This is a genomic window from Enterococcus sp. DIV1096b, assembly GCF_050498765.1.
Taxonomy (GTDB): Bacteria; Bacillota; Bacilli; order Lactobacillales; family Enterococcaceae; genus Enterococcus_D; species Enterococcus_D entomosocium.
Map to the genome: position 1 here is coordinate 3,457,159 of NZ_JBMHEK010000001.1, position 16,567 is coordinate 3,473,725.

Annotated in this window: 13 protein-coding genes and 1 pseudogene; 5 read left to right on the forward strand and 9 right to left on the reverse strand. The window is 38.0% G+C overall.

Annotated features, from left to right (window positions below; genetic code table 11):
* Nucleotides 1-391: 391 nt before the first annotated feature.
* The 6 genes from IGJ17_RS16265 to IGJ17_RS16290 all read right to left on the reverse strand — a co-directional run bounded on the left by IGJ17_RS16265 (nucleotide 392) and on the right by IGJ17_RS16290 (nucleotide 8,054).
* Nucleotides 392-2,026 (reverse strand): glycoside hydrolase family 43 protein, encoded by a 1,635-nt coding sequence (locus IGJ17_RS16265; protein ID WP_142437262.1) that lies wholly within the window; start codon nucleotides 2,024-2,026, stop codon nucleotides 392-394.
* Nucleotides 2,027-2,053: 27 nt separating this feature from the next.
* Complete coding sequence (locus IGJ17_RS16270) at nucleotides 2,054-2,770, reverse strand: hypothetical protein (RefSeq protein WP_142437263.1); 717 nt, start codon at nucleotides 2,768-2,770, stop codon at nucleotides 2,054-2,056.
* Nucleotides 2,771-2,779: 9 nt separating this feature from the next.
* On the reverse strand, nucleotides 2,780-3,655 hold the full coding sequence (locus IGJ17_RS16275) for a carbohydrate ABC transporter permease (protein WP_086298878.1): 876 nt from the start codon (nucleotides 3,653-3,655) through the stop codon (nucleotides 2,780-2,782).
* Nucleotides 3,656-4,540, reverse strand: a complete 885-nt coding sequence (locus tag IGJ17_RS16280) for a carbohydrate ABC transporter permease (RefSeq protein ID WP_016621141.1) — start codon at nucleotides 4,538-4,540, stop codon at nucleotides 3,656-3,658. It abuts the gene before it with no gap.
* A 91-nt stretch (nucleotides 4,541-4,631) separates the two neighbouring features.
* Nucleotides 4,632-5,957: an ABC transporter substrate-binding protein gene (locus IGJ17_RS16285; protein ID WP_429961608.1), complete on the reverse strand. Its 1,326-nt coding sequence runs from the start codon at nucleotides 5,955-5,957 to the stop codon at nucleotides 4,632-4,634.
* Nucleotides 5,958-6,095: 138 nt separating this feature from the next.
* On the reverse strand, nucleotides 6,096-8,054 hold the full coding sequence (locus IGJ17_RS16290; RefSeq protein ID WP_429961609.1) for an alpha-glucuronidase: 1,959 nt from the start codon (nucleotides 8,052-8,054) through the stop codon (nucleotides 6,096-6,098).
* Between the two features lie 631 nt (nucleotides 8,055-8,685).
* Between IGJ17_RS16290 and IGJ17_RS16295 the strand changes: the two are divergent.
* Nucleotides 8,686-8,814 (forward strand): annotated as a pseudogene (locus tag IGJ17_RS16295) (helix-turn-helix transcriptional regulator); the annotation flags it as partial.
* On the opposite strand, the gene IGJ17_RS16300 reads toward IGJ17_RS16295, so the two are convergent.
* Entirely contained in the window at nucleotides 8,797-9,030 is a 234-nt protein-coding gene (locus tag IGJ17_RS16300) for a helix-turn-helix domain-containing protein (RefSeq protein WP_142437266.1), read from the reverse strand. The pseudogene IGJ17_RS16295 and the gene IGJ17_RS16300 overlap by 18 nt on opposite strands.
* Nucleotides 9,031-10,116: 1,086 nt before the next feature.
* Between IGJ17_RS16300 and IGJ17_RS16305 the strand changes: the two genes are divergently transcribed.
* From IGJ17_RS16305 to IGJ17_RS16315, 3 genes are read left to right on the forward strand one after another with little or no spacing between them, the layout of a single operon-like run.
* Nucleotides 10,117-11,157 (forward strand): ATP-binding protein, encoded by a 1,041-nt coding sequence (locus IGJ17_RS16305; RefSeq protein ID WP_142437267.1) that lies wholly within the window; start codon nucleotides 10,117-10,119, stop codon nucleotides 11,155-11,157.
* Nucleotide 11,158: 1 nt separating this feature from the next.
* Nucleotides 11,159-13,390, forward strand: a complete 2,232-nt coding sequence (locus IGJ17_RS16310) for a S8 family peptidase (RefSeq protein ID WP_142437268.1) — start codon at nucleotides 11,159-11,161, stop codon at nucleotides 13,388-13,390.
* A gap of 53 nt (nucleotides 13,391-13,443) precedes the next feature.
* Complete coding sequence (locus IGJ17_RS16315; RefSeq protein ID WP_256662170.1) at nucleotides 13,444-13,569, forward strand: hypothetical protein; 126 nt, start codon at nucleotides 13,444-13,446, stop codon at nucleotides 13,567-13,569.
* A 488-nt stretch (nucleotides 13,570-14,057) separates the two neighbouring features.
* On the opposite strand, the gene rpsI is transcribed toward IGJ17_RS16315, so the two are convergent.
* Nucleotides 14,058-14,450 carry a 30S ribosomal protein S9 gene (gene rpsI / locus IGJ17_RS16320; protein WP_003128901.1) on the reverse strand — a complete coding sequence of 131 codons (393 nt, stop codon included), beginning with the start codon at nucleotides 14,448-14,450 and terminating at the stop codon, nucleotides 14,058-14,060.
* A 15-nt stretch (nucleotides 14,451-14,465) separates the two neighbouring features.
* Nucleotides 14,466-14,912, reverse strand: a complete 447-nt coding sequence (gene rplM / locus IGJ17_RS16325; protein ID WP_301280258.1) for a 50S ribosomal protein L13 — start codon at nucleotides 14,910-14,912, stop codon at nucleotides 14,466-14,468.
* A gap of 406 nt (nucleotides 14,913-15,318) precedes the next feature.
* Between rplM and IGJ17_RS16330 the strand changes: the two genes are divergently transcribed.
* Nucleotides 15,319-16,533: an argininosuccinate synthase gene (locus tag IGJ17_RS16330; protein WP_005230386.1), complete on the forward strand. Its 1,215-nt coding sequence runs from the start codon at nucleotides 15,319-15,321 to the stop codon at nucleotides 16,531-16,533.
* Nucleotides 16,534-16,567: the final 34 nt, after the last annotated feature.

The following is a 16,567-nucleotide window of genomic DNA, read 5'->3' on the forward strand; positions in this document are numbered from 1 at the left end:
TTTTCTCTACTTTTCTAGCATTCTTCTTTTATGAGTTTACTTATCACAACTCGCATCCTCTAATCTCTTTTCTACCAATCATTCACTATTTAACCGTTCCAATCGGAAGATTATCTGGTTAATTATTTAAAAATAGCTCGGATTCACCTTTATTTTTTGCGTTTTAACTAACTAAAAGCGAAAAGATAAGAGTTAGATATGTAAATGTATATAAGGTTAGGAGCTGTTAGATGAGCTTTTTAGGGGAATCTCAGAAAACTAAGATCGCCAATCAGGATTGAAAAAAAATGCAGCACCTAAGGGTATCCACTTTTTCATCCGCCAACTGAAAGAAATTAGCGAAAAAGAGTAAACTCACAAAAAATGAGTTTACTCTAAATCAATATAATAATTAACTGCGCCCTTCCTCATCCATCTCTCGATAATCAAATTCATAAAACACAGCTTTTGTGTCATAGCCTGCATAGTCAACCGCTGCTAGTCCGACAAATGCTCCGGTGAAGAAGCCGCCGCAAGTTTGTAACACATAATCATCCGAGAGAATAGCAGAATCAAATTCGATTGGTAAATCATGCCATGTTTCTCCATCAAAGGAATACGCATATCTATAGGTCTGCTTGCGGACTTTTGTTTTGAACCAGACAAAATCCACATCATCTGGAATGGTAATCGCATTTTCTCTTAAGTAGGACGTATAGGTTCCTTGATTGTTTTCAGCTACTTCAATTACTTTTCCATTTTCTTCATTCCAAGTGATAAAAATGAAGGACCAGTGTTGGTCATTATAGTAATTGGTTAGTCCTGCCATTTGTTGGTAAGAAAATGGATCAAATTTTACTTTTGTTGTTGCATCAAAATAAAAGGTTTGCCAACGGCGTGCGATCATTGAAAGATCATGGCGATTTGTTAAGCTTCCTTTTCCAATTAGTTCTAGTTTCTCATCGCCTACACTGCCCATCTCTGCTGAAAATGGTACACGAAGGGTCTGCCAGTTTTTATTGAGCTGCTTCTCACTAAAGTCATCATAATGAGAGCGGCTACTCAAAACTTCGGTAGGTGCTGCATCTTTAGGTGCCTCCACGCTTGTTTGTCCCCCATGTCCACCAACGATTCTTGGCCAGTCTTCCGAATCCCATTCAACTTTTTGAATGGCGGTCTCACGTCCTAAAGTTGACCATCCGCGAGGATTTGTCACCGACTCGTTTTCTCGATGTAAGGGTCTGGCACATAGCGATGCATAGTACCATTCGCCTGACGGAGTAGACACAAGTGCCCCATGTCCTTGCTTTTGCAAGTATGAATGAGGCGTATCGTAATTGGTTAGAAAAGGACCATGAGGATCGGTTTCGAACGAATCAGCTTCCAGTGAAGAGGACCTAGCTACGACTTCTTGATGGGTAAAGACAGTTCCACCTTCTGCCACAAATAAATAGTAACGCCCATTTATTTTGTATAGATGCGGCCCTTCAACTAATCCTACATTCGTTCCTTCATAAATCATTCGAGCAGTTTCTGGTTTCAACTGCATGGTTTCTACATCAAATTCGGTCAGTGTAATGCCATTGAAAGGATTTTTATACTCTCGATGATCCCACGTCTGTTGCACGAGGTATTTTCTGCCATCCTCATCATGAAACAGAGAGGGATCAAAGCCAACGCCATTCAATCGAATCGGTGTAGTCCACGGTCCATGGATGTTCGTTGCGGTGGTCAAATAGTTGGTCATGTCCTTAAATTCCCCATCCACAACTTTGACGTCGGTAAACACCAACCAAAATTTGTTGTCTGCATAGGATAAGTCTGGTGCCCATATTCCACCAGACGACGGATTTCCCTTCATGTCTAGCATCTCTACTGAATCGAGAGGAGCATCCAGCAGTTTCCAATGGACCAAATCTTTTGATTCGTGCAAACGAATTCCAGGGAACCATTCGAACGTTGAATTAGCTATATAGTACGTATCTCCTACTCGGATGATGGACGGATCAGGATGAAAGCCGGATAAGACAGGATTTTTTATTTTCATAAGAAGACCTCTTTTTTTTAATTTAAGCTACAGTTTTTGATTAGTATTCATTTCAAGCCGTTCGCCCTTGTTGCCCCACTCCTCAAAAAACAAATCAAGTGAAAATCGTCGAATCAAATTACGATACACGCCGTAATTGATTGCACCACTAAGAAAACAAAGATACGCCAAAGAGAAATACTGCATTAACAAAATTGACAGTCCAATAAATGCACTATTATAAACCGTGACTAAAGGCAAACGGTAGCTTATCAGCAACGACCATTCTATTTTCTTCTTAAATGGGATTTGAGTGACGCGAGAATCGCTTGAGATCAGTAAGACAAAGAGCATACTGCTTAATAAAAAACAGCTCGTAAGGACAAATGGCAAAAACATAACAGATCGTTGATATACTATCAGTATTTTCAGTCCAAAGAGGATCAAGAGAATGATCAGAGAATACAAGAAATATAATCCCCAGTTTTTCTTCAAGCATTCTCGATAGTACTGAGAATAGTTCTTTCTATTCGAGAAATGCTCTGGGTTGTTAAATAAGCCGAATTGAGCGGACAGACTTGCAATAAAAAATACTAGGGGTACCCAAAAGAAGACAATATTATTCAGAGTCAATCGAAGAAAAAACAAGTGCATCAGGAGTAAACTATTCGACAGGATGAAATACAGCTGATAAACCAAAAGCCGATAGGCTGAGTGGACAATGGCAACGGTCCACTCAGAAATAGCGTGAAAGAAAGGATTCATACTTACCTCCTATCCTTTGATACCCGAACTTGTGACACCTTCGACAAAATACTTTTGCGCGCTGAAGAATAAGATGATTGCTGGCAACAATGAGATCACCGACATTGCAAACACTTGATTCCATGGGGTATTAGTAGATGGATCAACGTTGAGCCGCAACGCAAGAGATACTGGGAATTTGTCTTGTGAAGTGATATAAATCAATGGACCTAAGAAATCACTGAAACTCCAAACGAATTGAAAAATCACACAAGAAATCAGGGCAGGTTTTAATGCCGGAATCAGGACACGCCAGAGAACACCGAAAGAAGAACAACCGTCAACGATCGCTGCTTCATCGAGATCCCTTGGAATTGAACGCATAAACTGGATCATCATGAACACGAAGAAGGGTTCTTGTCCTAAAAATGAATTGGCCAGTAACGGAACATACGTATCTAATAGATCCAAGCGATTCCAGAAGAGATACAAAGGGATTCTGGTTACGACTTGAGGTAAAAACATCGTTGCCATTAACAACGAGAACATGATTTTCTTGAATGGAAAGTCAAACCGAGCAAACCCATAGGCTGTAAGAGTCGCCGAGACAACGGTAAAAAGAATCTTTGGAATGACGTATTTAAAGGTATTGATAAAATACAAGGTGAACGTATAATCGCCCTTGGTGTTCCAACCATCAATATATGCTTGGAAATCAATCGTTGAAGGAATGAAGCCGATTGATGTGAAAATCTCTGTGTTTGTTTTGAAGGACGCTCCAACCATCCAAATAATTGGATACAGCATAATCAGTGCAACGACCGTCAACAAAACATAGCGAATCAGTGCTTGATCATGCTTATTCGAGTGCTTCTTTTTTGCAGATGCTACAGGGGTTGCCTCCATTTATTTCCCACCTCCATCAGAATAATAGACCCATCGTTTTTGGCTCGTGAAAAGAAGAACCGTTGAACAAACAATCAACGCAAACAACACCCAACTTGCCGCACTTGCGTAGCCCATATCAAATTCTTTAAATGCTTTATCATAAATAAACATCGAGGAAAGATACGTGGCATTGAGGGGACCACGACCGGTGACAATAAAAGGACCGTTAAATTCTTGAAAGGCATTGTTCAGTTGCATCACTAAGTTGAAAAAAATGGTTGGTGTGATCAAAGGAATCGTAATTTTGAAAAACTGGGTCACCCTTGATGCGCCGTCCAAACTCGAGGACTCATACAAATCCTGGGGGATTTCCTTCAATGCAGCTAAGAAAATCAACATTGAGGAACCAAATTGCCACACTTTCAAGAGAATTAAGACGACCATTGCGCCTGTAGGTGTCGATAACCAGTTAATTGGCTCGATGCCAACGGTTCCTAGAAAAATATTCACCAAACCTTCTGGTTGAAACATTGATCGCCAAAGCACACCAACGGCCACGTTTCCTCCTAGAATCGAGGGAATATAATACGCCGTCCGATAGAAATTGATGGCTTTTAATTTGAAATTCAGAATAAACGCAACGAACAACGCAAACCCTAGTTGAAAAGGTACAGTAAACACTGTATAAATTAATGTCGCCCGCATCGAATCAAGAAACGTTTGATCCTTAAAGAGATTCACATAATTTTGAATGCCTAAAAATGCAGGTGTCTGTCCGACACGAGCCAAAGAATAATCGGTCAGTGAGTAATAAAATGAAGACAAGATCGGCCAAGCGGTCAACAGTAAAAAGCCAATCAGCCAAGGGGTTACATAGATCAAGCCCACTTTTTCCTTTTTCATAAAATCCCTCCAATCTTTTTGACAACGATTCACGACACTTCATGGAAGTAAACAAAAGCCATTCACCCCCATAAAGTATGCGGATAGTTGTCTATTGCAATTTATAGTCTTTCGCAAGCTTTTCGGCTTGTTCTTTTGTTTTCGTGTAAACGTTGCGAGCAGCTGTTTCTAAATCCGTTCGTCCTAATTCGACAGCTTCCATTTCTGCAGTGTAAATAGTCGTTAAGGTACCATCTTCATAGAACGGCGTCTGGTTGATTTTTGCGACACTTTGGGCGTACTCAAAGCCTTCTTTCATCACACCTGATAATTGTCCATCTTCCGTCAATACTTCGATCGCTTTGCTAGAAGCAGGAATCCCTCTGGAAAGACCCAAAATTTTATTTGCTTCCTCGCCATTTAAAAATTCATTTAAAAATGTGCCTACTTCTTCTGGATGCTCGACATTTTTACGAACAGCAAAAAGCAGTGAAGGTTTTGACATTAAATTCACCTCGGTGCCGCCGTCTGCGATTGGGTAGTCAACGACGACCATTTCATCCCCTACTTCTTTCAATGCTTCATAATTAGAAGACATACTGGCATTCCAATCGATGCCACCCGCATATTGTCCTTCAATCCACTTTTTGTTGGTGGCTAAGGATACAGGTTCCGAGCCGACATTTTCTAAATAATCTTGTCTTGAAACGAAGACCCCAGCATCTGCCATTTCCTTATACCAAGTCATCGCTTCTAAATAGTCTTGTTCTGTCCAATTCATATTTCCTTGTTCATCAAACTCAGACGTTCCAGTCTTTTGTTGCAACCAAATGGTTACCGGAAAACGCCAAGTTGGGGATACGACACAAAAGGTCCCTTCTGGTAACTTCTTAGCGGCTTCCACATAATCGTCCCACGTCTTCAACGTAGTGACATCAATACCATGTCTTTCATATTCGGATTTGTTTAAATACATAACTAAAGTATTTTCCCCATAAGGAACGGCAACCTGCTTTCCATCAACTTGTCCGAATGCCAAAAAATCAGGATCATAGGTGGACAGATCCAAACTATCGATTGTATTAAGATCATAAAACCCGTCATTTTGCCCGAATTGCGGCACCCAATTGTAGAGTAAAGTCGTGATATTCGCCAAAGTATTGCCAGCATACCTCGTCGTGAAGGCTTGATCCAAATCGCCAAAGCCGCTCGGCTCTCCTTTTACTGAAATTTCAGGATGCTCCTTTTCAAAATGAGCGATCATTTCCTGGGTTGCCTGATGACGATCATCATTTCCCCACCAACTAAAGCTGATTTCTACTCGATCACCACTCCCCGTTGTCTCAGTCTTTTTTCTCCCAGCATTGCATCCAGCCAACACCAGTGATACCGAAAGCAAAGAACCTACCACTATCAATTGTTTTTTCCATTTTTTCATCACTCTTCCTCCTGATTCTTTTTAGTAAGTTGGATAAACTAACTTATATTACAAAAAATTTATCTCTGGTTGAAATCTTTTTTCTTAGTGATCTAAACGAGCTATTTCTTCTTTGAAACCTAGCACTTATTTCTCTTTTTACGCATAAATTTGACGTCCATGTGCATCTGGAATGCCGCTTTTACGATAAAAATACGTGTTGATTTGATCCCGCCAATCTCTAGCAGAACGAACTTGTTCTTGCAATCGTTCGGCGACATTTTGATAACTTTCTTCATCGATTTGTCCTTGTAAGGAAGCCCACTCGGTAACATATTCCTCTACTTTTTCATAGCCTTCGAAATGCGTGTCATAGATATGTTGAATGATCGTTTTGCCGCTTTGTAAGACATGGTCGTATGGCAGATGATGGAAAAATAAGACAAGTTCATCTGGGCAAGTTTCTACATTTTCGTATGTTTCACACCAAGCATCCGCATACTGACTTACATAGCCGGTGCCGTCTTTTAACGTTCGATTGACGCCAATGCCCTTTCTATCCGCAAAGTGATACGTCCCCCATCTATCATATTCGTAGCCATCGACATCAGGCCCATAGTGATGATTGGGACGAACCATAAAACCGATACCTAGTGGGGCAGTATAATTTTCATAGGTCTGATAGGACGTAGCGAGGATTGCAAGTAGTCGTTTTTTAGCAGAATCATCTAACTCAAAGGACAAATCGATCCATTCGCAAAGGATAGCTTCCGTGCCTAATTCATTGTTCCAAATCAATCTGCCATAGCCAAAAAGGTTCGCTTGCCCTAGCTTGTGTCCGGTCCAATTATCATCCATGCCGACATTGACGACTGCTGCCACGCCAGAGTATTTAGGATTTGGACTTTGCTCTGGTAGAATCTTCTTTACTGTAGCGTGTTCAAGTGGATGCTTCGTATTAAAATCTAGCACATCTTTCCACATCGGTAGTAAGCAGCAAATGTGCTTTTGTTGTCCGGTATACTCTTGCGTCACTTGGAATTCCAACATTTGATTGGTGTATTTTAACGCGCCAAAAAGCGGCGTCACGGGTTCTCGTACTTGAAAATCAATCGGTCCATTTTTGATCTGTAAAATAACATTTTCCTCAAACGTACCGTCTAATTTCATAAAGTGGTCGTAGGCAGCTTTGGCACGATCAATTGAACGATCTCGCCAATCCTGTAAACAGTCATAAATAAAGCAGCGCCATATCAGTAGCCCTCCATAGGGTTGCAACGCCCGTGCCAGCATATTGGCACCATCATTATGGTCACGCCCGTAAACAAACGGTCCCGGTTCCCCTTCAGAATCAGCTTTGACTACAAACCCACCAAAATCCGGCATCACCTGATAGATTGTATCTGCTGTTTTTTGCCAAAATGCAATAACTTCCTCAGCTAACGGATCGGCGGTCATTAGTCCTCCAACGGATAAAGGTGCCGCAAAGTTGATACTTAAAAACGTCCGAATCCCATAGGCAGCGAATGTATCTGCGATCTTTTTAATCTCGATCAAATACGGTTCCGTAATAAACCATTTGGCATCTCCGCGAACATTCACGTTATTGATAGAAACCGCATTCATTCCGATGGAAGCTAAGAAACGCGCATAGTCGCGTACCGTTTCATGGTCTTGCCGAAACTGATTGTTTGAAAAGAAAATCGATTTTCCAGCGTACCCACGTTCGATCGTCCCATCAAAATTATCCCAATGATTGACCATACGAATGGCTTGATTGGGAATCGACCTCAGATTTTCTGGCAACTCAGTGGTTCGAATCACATACTTGTAAAGTTCAAAGAAGCCATATAACCAGCCTTTACTAGCATTCGCATAAACGACTGTCTGATTGTGCTCATAACTGATCTCAAATCCTTCATCCCCAAGCAGCGCATCCGTTGCCTTTTTGAAATATAACTCTGCATTTGCCTCTTCCACACAGCGGCACATTGGAAATAATGTCTGCATCTCTCGTTTGATCGTATCCGTCAATTGGTCCGACTGCTCGAAACTATATGTCGAAACTACATCAGTTGCTACACGCTTTTTTAGCCAACACTCGTCTTTCTTTCTCATTGCTTCATCCCCTCTTTTATCTAAAAAATCCCTTCCGGCAGTTTCCAAGCAACTTCACTTTCTATGTGAATCCCTCCTCAGAACTTTTTGATTATTTGATAGACGAATAGAAACCGAGGCTTGCCGACACTTTATTTTATAAATGAAATGTGTCAATACCTGTTATTTTAACTTCCCCATCTAAAACACAAAAAAAAGGATTGGACGACTGTCCAATCCTTTTGACATAGCGAAATAAGCATAAGGCATCCTGCATAAAATACCATAAAATCTGCTTTTCCTACTAGAAAAAGAACAGAATATTAGGTACAATAAACAGGTCGATACCTTAGGGTATTGACTATGGCAACTTGATTAGTCAGTGTGTTTGACTTTTCAAGGCCTCGTATTGGAGCGCCAACTCTGATACGGGGTGCCTTTTTTTATTCGGTTTCTATTCCCCTCTATTGTATAGAAACCCGTTTTGGAAAGCAAGACCAAATCTGAGGGAAATGATTTAATAACAGAATTGATTTATGGTTTTTTGATGTTTCCTTATGCTTTTTGATGGATAATGTAATCGAGTGTGTACAATTTGTTATTATGCTGTAATCTCTTTGACCGTATTAACGGTATCATACGGGGTGATTTTGTGTATCATAGAATTCGAGACTTACTCGAAGACAAAGACTTGAATCCAGAACAACTTGCTAAACTACTGAATATCAGCCAAACCACTTACTCCCGCTATGAGTCAGGGAAATTAGACATTCCTACTCAACTTTAATATCCTCGAGATATCATCAATCTCCAACGCATCTGCAATCCTTTCAATGTGTTCTAAATAAATTTTTTGTCTTTTTCCATTTGCCAAATTGCTTAAATTTGATGGCTCAATTCCCGACAACCTTGCGAGTTCTCTTAAAGACATCTTACGTTCTGCTAATAAATCGTTGATTAGCACTTCCACTTTTCTATCACCTTCATTTTCGTTCATTTGTATTTCCTCCTTGTGTTGTCTATATAAACATGGTATAGTACAATAATTTTAGATTGTTGTTCGTATAGACATGAAGTTAATAAATATAGAAGAAGGTACCCTTAAGACATCGGAAAATGAAAATAAAGAATTCCTGACAAAGAAGAATCAACCGATTAAAACCATTACTCAACAAGATATCAATGCGCTATAAACAATACATGAGCAACTTCGATCATGGTCATCGATGCTAGAGGTATTAATCAAATTATTTGGTTGTAAAAAGAACCGATTAATAATGAAAAAATTACTAAAACTTACCATTTGATACGAAAAAAGACACTCTCCAAAAAGAGAATGTCTCGAATCTTCGATAAAAAGATTAACGTTTTGAGAATTGTGAAGCTTTACGAGCTTTCTTGAGACCTGGTTTTCCCTTCATACCTTTGAATAAGTATGAAACAGCTTGATATTACAGAATTTCTACAGATTTAGTTTTTAATGAATTTGCTTATTTTATGTGTTTTGAAAATGTGTTCTAAAAGAGGTAGTATATTTCGTTATTACTTATATATTTTTAGAAACATTTTACAGTAAAGATTGTGTGGAATTCCTATCCATTTTAACATCGGCCGCAAAACTAGGATAATAAACTTTTAGATGGTCTTTACAAAAGGCTTGTTCTTTCAAAATCGTTTACATGCTATTATATTTGGCTTGGTAGTCTTCTTAATTTTTTAGATGCATTTTGTACGAACTGCATCTAGCTTTAATTTAGAGTTATACCGTTTCAATACTCCATGGATGCTTTTAAGCTATATTAAAGTGCAAATATTAAAAAAGATTTACTTATTTATATCATTAGTAAGTCAATAACTATCCCCTTAAAAAGAACTCACGTTCGCATTTTGTGGTATAATGATAATATCCCAATTGTGATTTTGCATCCATGGCAAGACTAAAAAAGACTGGTGTGTTATAAGTTATAGAATTTTTGTTTATTTAACAACATAGACATTTTCAAAAACGGACAATAAAGTCCCATTTTTATTGTTTTTGTCCCAAAGTGTGCTATAATGTTTTTAGAAAGGAAGTGGCTTAAGTATGAAGAAACAGAATGTATTAAATTTAATTAAATATCACTCAGAAAAAAATGATGCCCAATTTAGAAATGAAGCGATCGAAATTGCTCGATATTTCGATTCAATAGGTGACCATCAACTTTCTGAATACATCATGAGTTTGTTATCTACTGTCAATACGTTTATTCCTCAAAGTGAAGTATTTGAAAGTTTGTTCTTCAAAAAAGTCGAGCCCAATGTTGAACCTCTCCCACTTCCTGAATCTATAGCAGAGGATATTCGTGGCATCATAAATGCTGTAAATCATCATGTAGGAATTAATAAGTTTCTTTTCGAAGGCGCTCCTGGTACCGGAAAAACAGAATCAGTTAAACAAATTGCTCGATTATTAGATAGACAGTTGTATATGGTCGAATTTAGCGAGTTAATTGATAGTAAAATGGGGCAAACAGCTAAGAATGTAGTTTCAGTATTTAATGAAATTAATCGTTTGGCGCACCCTTCAAAGGTACTAATACTATTTGATGAAATAGATGCCATTGCTCTTGATAGAGTCAATTCCAATGATTTAAGAGAAATGGGACGTGTCACTTCTACTATATTAAAAGAATTAGATAAGCTTAATGAAGAGGTAGTTTTAATTGCTACAACTAATTTATATGAAAAATTCGATAAAGCTTTAATTAGAAGATTCGATTCAGTAATAAATTTCAATAGGTATGAACGAGACGACTTAATTGAAATAGCAGAAATTATATTGAATTCACTTTTGAAAAAATTCAAATATGCTGGAAGAGATATGAAATTATTTAAAAAAATAATCAAAAACATGAAAGAAATTCCAAATCCTGGAGAGCTAAAAAATATTATCAGAGTATCTCTTGCCTTTAGTGATCCAACCAACGAATTTGATTATTTAAAAAGATTACTAAAACTCATTGTAAAAAATTCTAACAACATAAATTTAAAAGAACTTCAACTTATGGGATTTACTGTTAGAGAAATTGAGGTATTGACTGGTATATCTAAAAGTCAGGTTTCAAGAGAGCTGAAGGAGGGATAAAATGAATGATATTTTACAATTAAAAGGAAGATTTGAACAAAAGTCTCGTGATTCGGGTCCTCCTGTTAAGAACTTACCTAAAGGAGCGATTGTTACTAGTTCAAAAATTGAAAGTTTGTGCAATGATTTAACTGAAATGGAAAGATTTTGGAGTACACAAACTATCTTTAATGGCGGATTAGTAAGTGCTTATTATATAAAAATAGCTGCTAAAAGTAATAGAATTAGTGAATTTTTATCCTATAAAGGAAAAACACCTAACGATACTATTGTTGGTGCAAAATTTTCGAGTGGTAAAAAGAAAAAACATATTATCACTCATTATGTTTCTATTGAATCCATAAGAGAGTCCATATCAAAAGGAAAAAAAGCTCTGAACGTTTTGAATATGGAATTCGGTGGTGAAATTACTGATAGTATTCTTAATCCTAAAGGAAGTTTAGATCGTATAAATTTTGAACCTTACGGAATTGCAAAATCATCTTTTCGAAAAATAATTGTTGATTCTTTTTATTTAGAAAAATTTGACACTGAGAATAGTGATTTTGATTTCAAAAAGAATTCCATCGTAACTATCTATGAAACTGGTAATGATACTCAAAATCTTTTAAATAAGTTAGGTATCAAAGTTTTTAATGATCAAATTATAAATGATACAACAATTTTATTAGATGCTAACTATTTAGAAATTCTTATGCAAAAAGCTCCATTTCTTGTTTCTATGGCCACTGAAAATCTAACTGAACTAGCACCTAGTGATTTTATAGAAACTTTTGATTCTGACACATCAATGATTCCCAAGCCTAAGGATGAACCAACAATTGGTGTCATAGATACATTATTTGATGAACGTGTTTATTTCAGCGATTGGGTAGAATTTCATACTATGATTGATCCGAACATCCCAATAGAACCTGAGGATTACAGACACGGTACAGCTGTTAGTTCACTAATTGTAGATGGTCCAAGTATCAATCCTTTATTAGACGATGGATGTGGTAGATTCAAGGTCAGACATTTTGGTGTAGCTACTCAAAGAGCTTTCAATTCTTTCACAATTATTCGATCAATTAAAGAAATTATAGCTAGCAATAAAGATATCCGTGTTTGGAATCTTTCTTTAGGTTCTAATGAAGAAGTGAACAGGAATTTTATTTCTGCGGAAGCTGCTATTCTTGATCAAATACAGTTTGAAAATGATGTTATTTTTGTAATTGCTGGCACAAATAAAAAAACTAGAGACGAGGAAAAAAGAATCGGTGCACCTGCAGATTCGATCAACTCGATGATCGTAAACTCTGTTAACTTAGATAAACAACCCGCAGAATATACTCGTCAAGGAGTAGTCCTCTCTTTCTTTACAAAACCTGATGTTAGTTACTATGGGGGTACTACGGATAATTATATGACTGTTTGTGAACCTTTAGGCAAAGCTTATGTAACTGGTACCTCTTATGCTGCACCGTGGATTGCTCGTAAGCTCTCTTATTTGATTGATATTATGGGGCTAAGTAAAGAAATTGCTAAAGCTTTACTAATTGATTCTGCTATCGGTTGGCAAAATGATTCTAGTTTTGAAAAACTGTCTCTAATCGGACATGGAGTTGTTCCAATCAGAATAGAGGACATAATCAATTCTCCCGATGATGAAATTCGCTTTCTTGTAACTGGGATATCTGAAAAATATGATACCTTCAATTATAATTTCCCAGTCCCTATTCATAATAATAAATATCCTTATGTTGCAAAAGCTACTTTATGTTACTTTCCAAAATGTTCAAGAAATCAAGGCGTAGATTATACGAATACAGAGTTGGATATATACTTTGGGCGAATTAATAATAATGATAAGCTGGATAGCATTAACAAAAATAAACAAAGTATAGAAGAGGAAACACATTATCTATATGAGGAAGATGCTAGAAAAACATTTAGAAAATGGGATAATATTAAGCATATCAGCGAAAAATTTACTCCGAGATCACAAGCAAAAAAAGTATATGAAAATAGACTTTGGGGAATGAGTATTAAAACCAAAGAGCGATTAAATGCCAATGATGGTGAAAATATTCATTTTGGCGTCGTGGTTACATTAAAAGAAATTAATGGCGTTAATAGAATTGATGACTTTATCCAACAGTGCAGTTTAAAAGGTTGGTTAGTAAATAGAATTAATGTAGAAAATAGAATTGATATTTATCAAACAGCTAATGAACCTATAGACTTTGAATAAATAGGTTGGTTTAACAAGCTTTAGCTTTCAACAAAAAGAGGAGGAGGAAAAGTATGGCCAAACATAGTGGTGGAAAAGTTGGAAAAGCAGGTAAAACTTTATCTTCAAAAAGTAGTAGTAAATCAGCAAAATCTAAAGCTGGTAAAACTTTAAAAACTCATCAAGATAAGAAACATTAATTATGATAAGCATCTAGAAATCGCGTAAAAACAAGGTTTCACCTCACAATGAATTTGAATAGAATTTTCCATATGCGTTCTAAAATAGGCAGTAAATTTCATTATTGCTTTAATCTATTCAATTTCTCATGTTCTCAAAATGATTAACTTGAGCCATGCCTTTTATTGATAAGGATGGCTTTTTTATACTTAGCTCGCATAATACGCACACAAATCTCCACATAAATTACGTCATACTTTTGTAATACTCGCCAAGCACAGCGGAGCAAACATTAGTCAAATCTCTGCAACTTTGACATATTCGAATATATCTACTACAAAAATATATGAAAATACAGCAAATGTTGTAGATTCAAAAGTTTACGAAGCATTTAATAGTGTGCCAAATAAAGAGCAATTAAAATAAATATGCTCCAAAGTGTGCTTTAAAAATCAAAAAAAGACACCTGCCAAATGGCAGATGTCCAAAATCGTTGATATACCAACGATTAACGTTTTGAAAACTGTGAAGCTTTACGAGCTTTCTTAAGACCTGGTTTTTTACGTTCAACCATACGTGCGTCACGAGTAAGTAAGCCAGCACGTTTAAGAGCTAAACGGAAATCAGGATCAACTTGTAACAATGCGCGTGCGATACCGTGACGGATTGCACCTGATTGTCCAGCGTATCCACCACCATTTACGTTTACAAAAACATCGTATGAACCTTTAGTTTCTGTAACGCCGAATGGTTGGTTGATTACTTCACGCAAGTCTGCGTGTGGGATGTATTCTTCAACATCTTTTTTGTTAACAGTAATTTTACCAGTACCTGGTACTAAACGTACGCGGGCTACTGCATTTTTACGACGGCCAGTGCCGATATATTGAGCTTGTGCCAATGAAATTCCCTCCTATTAGATTAAGTTTGTGATGTCCAATACTTCTGGTTGTTGTGCAGCATGTGGGTGTTCAGCGCCAGCATAAACATGAAGTTTCATTCCTTGTTTACGGCCTAAAGTGTTTTTAGGAAGCATGCCTTTTACAGAAGTTTCGATCAAACGACGAGAATTTTTAGCACGTAATTCTCCAGCAGAGACTGATTTCAATCCTCCTGGGAAGTTTGAGTGACGGTAATAAATTTTATCGCTTGCTTTGTTACCTGTTAATTTGATTTTTTCTGCATTAATGACGATTACGAAATCGCCTGTATCCACATGAGGTGTGAATGTTGGTTTATTTTTACCACGTAAGACAGATGCTACTACTGCTGAAAGACGACCCATAGGAACATCTGTTGCATCTACTACGTACCATTTACGTTCTACTTCGCCTGGTTTGGCCATATATGTTGTACGCACAATTTTTTCCTCCAATTCAATTTCACGAATGTTTGACATACACTTGAGTTTCCGGGGCTCTTGTGGGGCAAACAATACCATATAACATAATACCTTCTATAAAGCCTAATGTCAACGTAATTCCGCCTCTTTTTGAAAATTTTCTCCATTCGTTTTCTGCCATTTTCTCTGAAAAACGAAACTTGTTGTTGCAAGCTTCTAAAACTGAATAACTTTATGAATATCATGTATAAACTTTCATTAACAAAGTGAGCATCCTCTTCTTTTCCTCAATCACCGATAATAGTATAAAAACCTGATAATCGCCACTTTTATGTATAAATATTTAATTTTGCCCTTGATTTATTATTTTTATTCTGATAAGATAGCTTCAATCACTTGAAAACACGCGGAAAAGGAGTTAATAAGTATGAAAGAAAAAGTAATATTGGCCTATTCTGGAGGATTAGATACCTCCGTTTCAATTAAATGGTTAACGGACCAAGGATATGATGTGGTGGCTTGCTGCCTAGACATCGGTGAAGGTCGCGACACCCAATCCATTAAAGACAAAGCTTTGGCAGTTGGCGCGATTGAATCTTATGCCATCGATGCCCGCGAAGAATTCGCCCAAGATTTTGCTTTGATCGCTTTACAAGGCAATACTTTTTATGAAAATTCTTATCCTCTTGTTTCCGCTTTGTCTCGTCCATTGATCGCCAAGAAATTGGTAGAGTTGGCATTAGCGACTGGCGCAACGACCGTCGCCCACGGCTGTACTGGTAAAGGCAACGACCAAGTTCGGTTTGAAGTGGCGATCGCTGCTTTAGCGCCTCACTTGAAAGTCATCGCACCGGTTCGGGAATGGAAATGGTCCCGGGAAGAAGAGATTGCCTATGCGGCTGAAAAAGGAGTGCCGATTCCCGCTGATTTGGACAATCCGTATTCCATCGATCAAAACTTGTGGGGACGTGCCTGTGAGTGTGGCGTCTTAGAAGATCCTTGGGCAACGCCGCCAAAAGGGGCCTACGCTATCACGCAAGAATTAGAAGATACTCCTGACGTACCAACGATCGTTGAGATCACCTTTGATCAAGGGGTACCGACCGCCATTGATGGCGAAACGATGAATCTAGCAGAATTGATCATGAAACTGAACCGGGTGGCTGGCGAACATGGCGTTGGTCGGATCGACCATATCGAAAATCGTCTGGTGGGAATCAAATCACGGGAAGTTTATGAATGTCCGGGAGCGATCGCTTTGATGACGGCTCATAAAGAATTGGAAGATTTGGTCTTTGTACGGGAATTGGCGCATTTCAAACCAATCATTGAGCAGCAATTAGCCCAAGTCATCTATGATGGTCTTTGGTTCAATCCATTGACGGAAGCTTTGATTACCTTCCTGAAAAGCACGCAAGTCTACGTCAACGGAATCGTGCGTTTGAAATTGTTCAAAGGCAACGTCATTTGTGAAGGACGGAAATCTGAAAACAGCTTGTACGATGAAAACTTAGCAACGTACACGTCTGCAGATACCTTTGATCAGCATGCGGCCATCGGCTTCATCAAATTATGGGGACTGCCAAGCAAAGTGCACGCTGAGATCCAAGCACAACAGCAACTAACAGAAACATTGATTTAAGTATGCACGGCTGAAGCTGCCGCTTCAGCCGTAA

What these genes read in the sequence shown, in the direction of transcription:
- IGJ17_RS16265 (WP_142437262.1), bottom strand. Translation starts at nt 2,026, where the DNA reads ATGAAAATAAAAAATCCTGTCTTATCCGGCTTTCATCCTGATCCGTCC.
- IGJ17_RS16270 (WP_142437263.1), bottom strand. Translation starts at nt 2,770, where the DNA reads ATGAATCCTTTCTTTCACGCTATTTCTGAGTGGACCGTTGCCATTGTC.
- IGJ17_RS16275 (WP_086298878.1), bottom strand. Translation starts at nt 3,655, where the DNA reads ATGGAGGCAACCCCTGTAGCATCTGCAAAAAAGAAGCACTCGAATAAG.
- IGJ17_RS16280 (WP_016621141.1), bottom strand. Translation starts at nt 4,540, where the DNA reads ATGAAAAAGGAAAAAGTGGGCTTGATCTATGTAACCCCTTGGCTGATT.
- IGJ17_RS16285 (WP_429961608.1), bottom strand. Translation starts at nt 5,957, where the DNA reads ATGAAAAAATGGAAAAAACAATTGATAGTGGTAGGTTCTTTGCTTTCG.
- IGJ17_RS16290 (WP_429961609.1), bottom strand. Translation starts at nt 8,054, where the DNA reads ATGAGAAAGAAAGACGAGTGTTGGCTAAAAAAGCGTGTAGCAACTGAT.
- IGJ17_RS16300 (WP_142437266.1), bottom strand. Translation starts at nt 9,030, where the DNA reads ATGAACGAAAATGAAGGTGATAGAAAAGTGGAAGTGCTAATCAACGAT.
- IGJ17_RS16305 (WP_142437267.1), top strand. Translation starts at nt 10,117, where the DNA reads ATGAAGAAACAGAATGTATTAAATTTAATTAAATATCACTCAGAAAAA.
- IGJ17_RS16310 (WP_142437268.1), top strand. Translation starts at nt 11,159, where the DNA reads ATGAATGATATTTTACAATTAAAAGGAAGATTTGAACAAAAGTCTCGT.
- IGJ17_RS16315 (WP_256662170.1), top strand. Translation starts at nt 13,444, where the DNA reads ATGGCCAAACATAGTGGTGGAAAAGTTGGAAAAGCAGGTAAAACTTTA.
- IGJ17_RS16330 (WP_005230386.1), top strand. Translation starts at nt 15,319, where the DNA reads ATGAAAGAAAAAGTAATATTGGCCTATTCTGGAGGATTAGATACCTCC.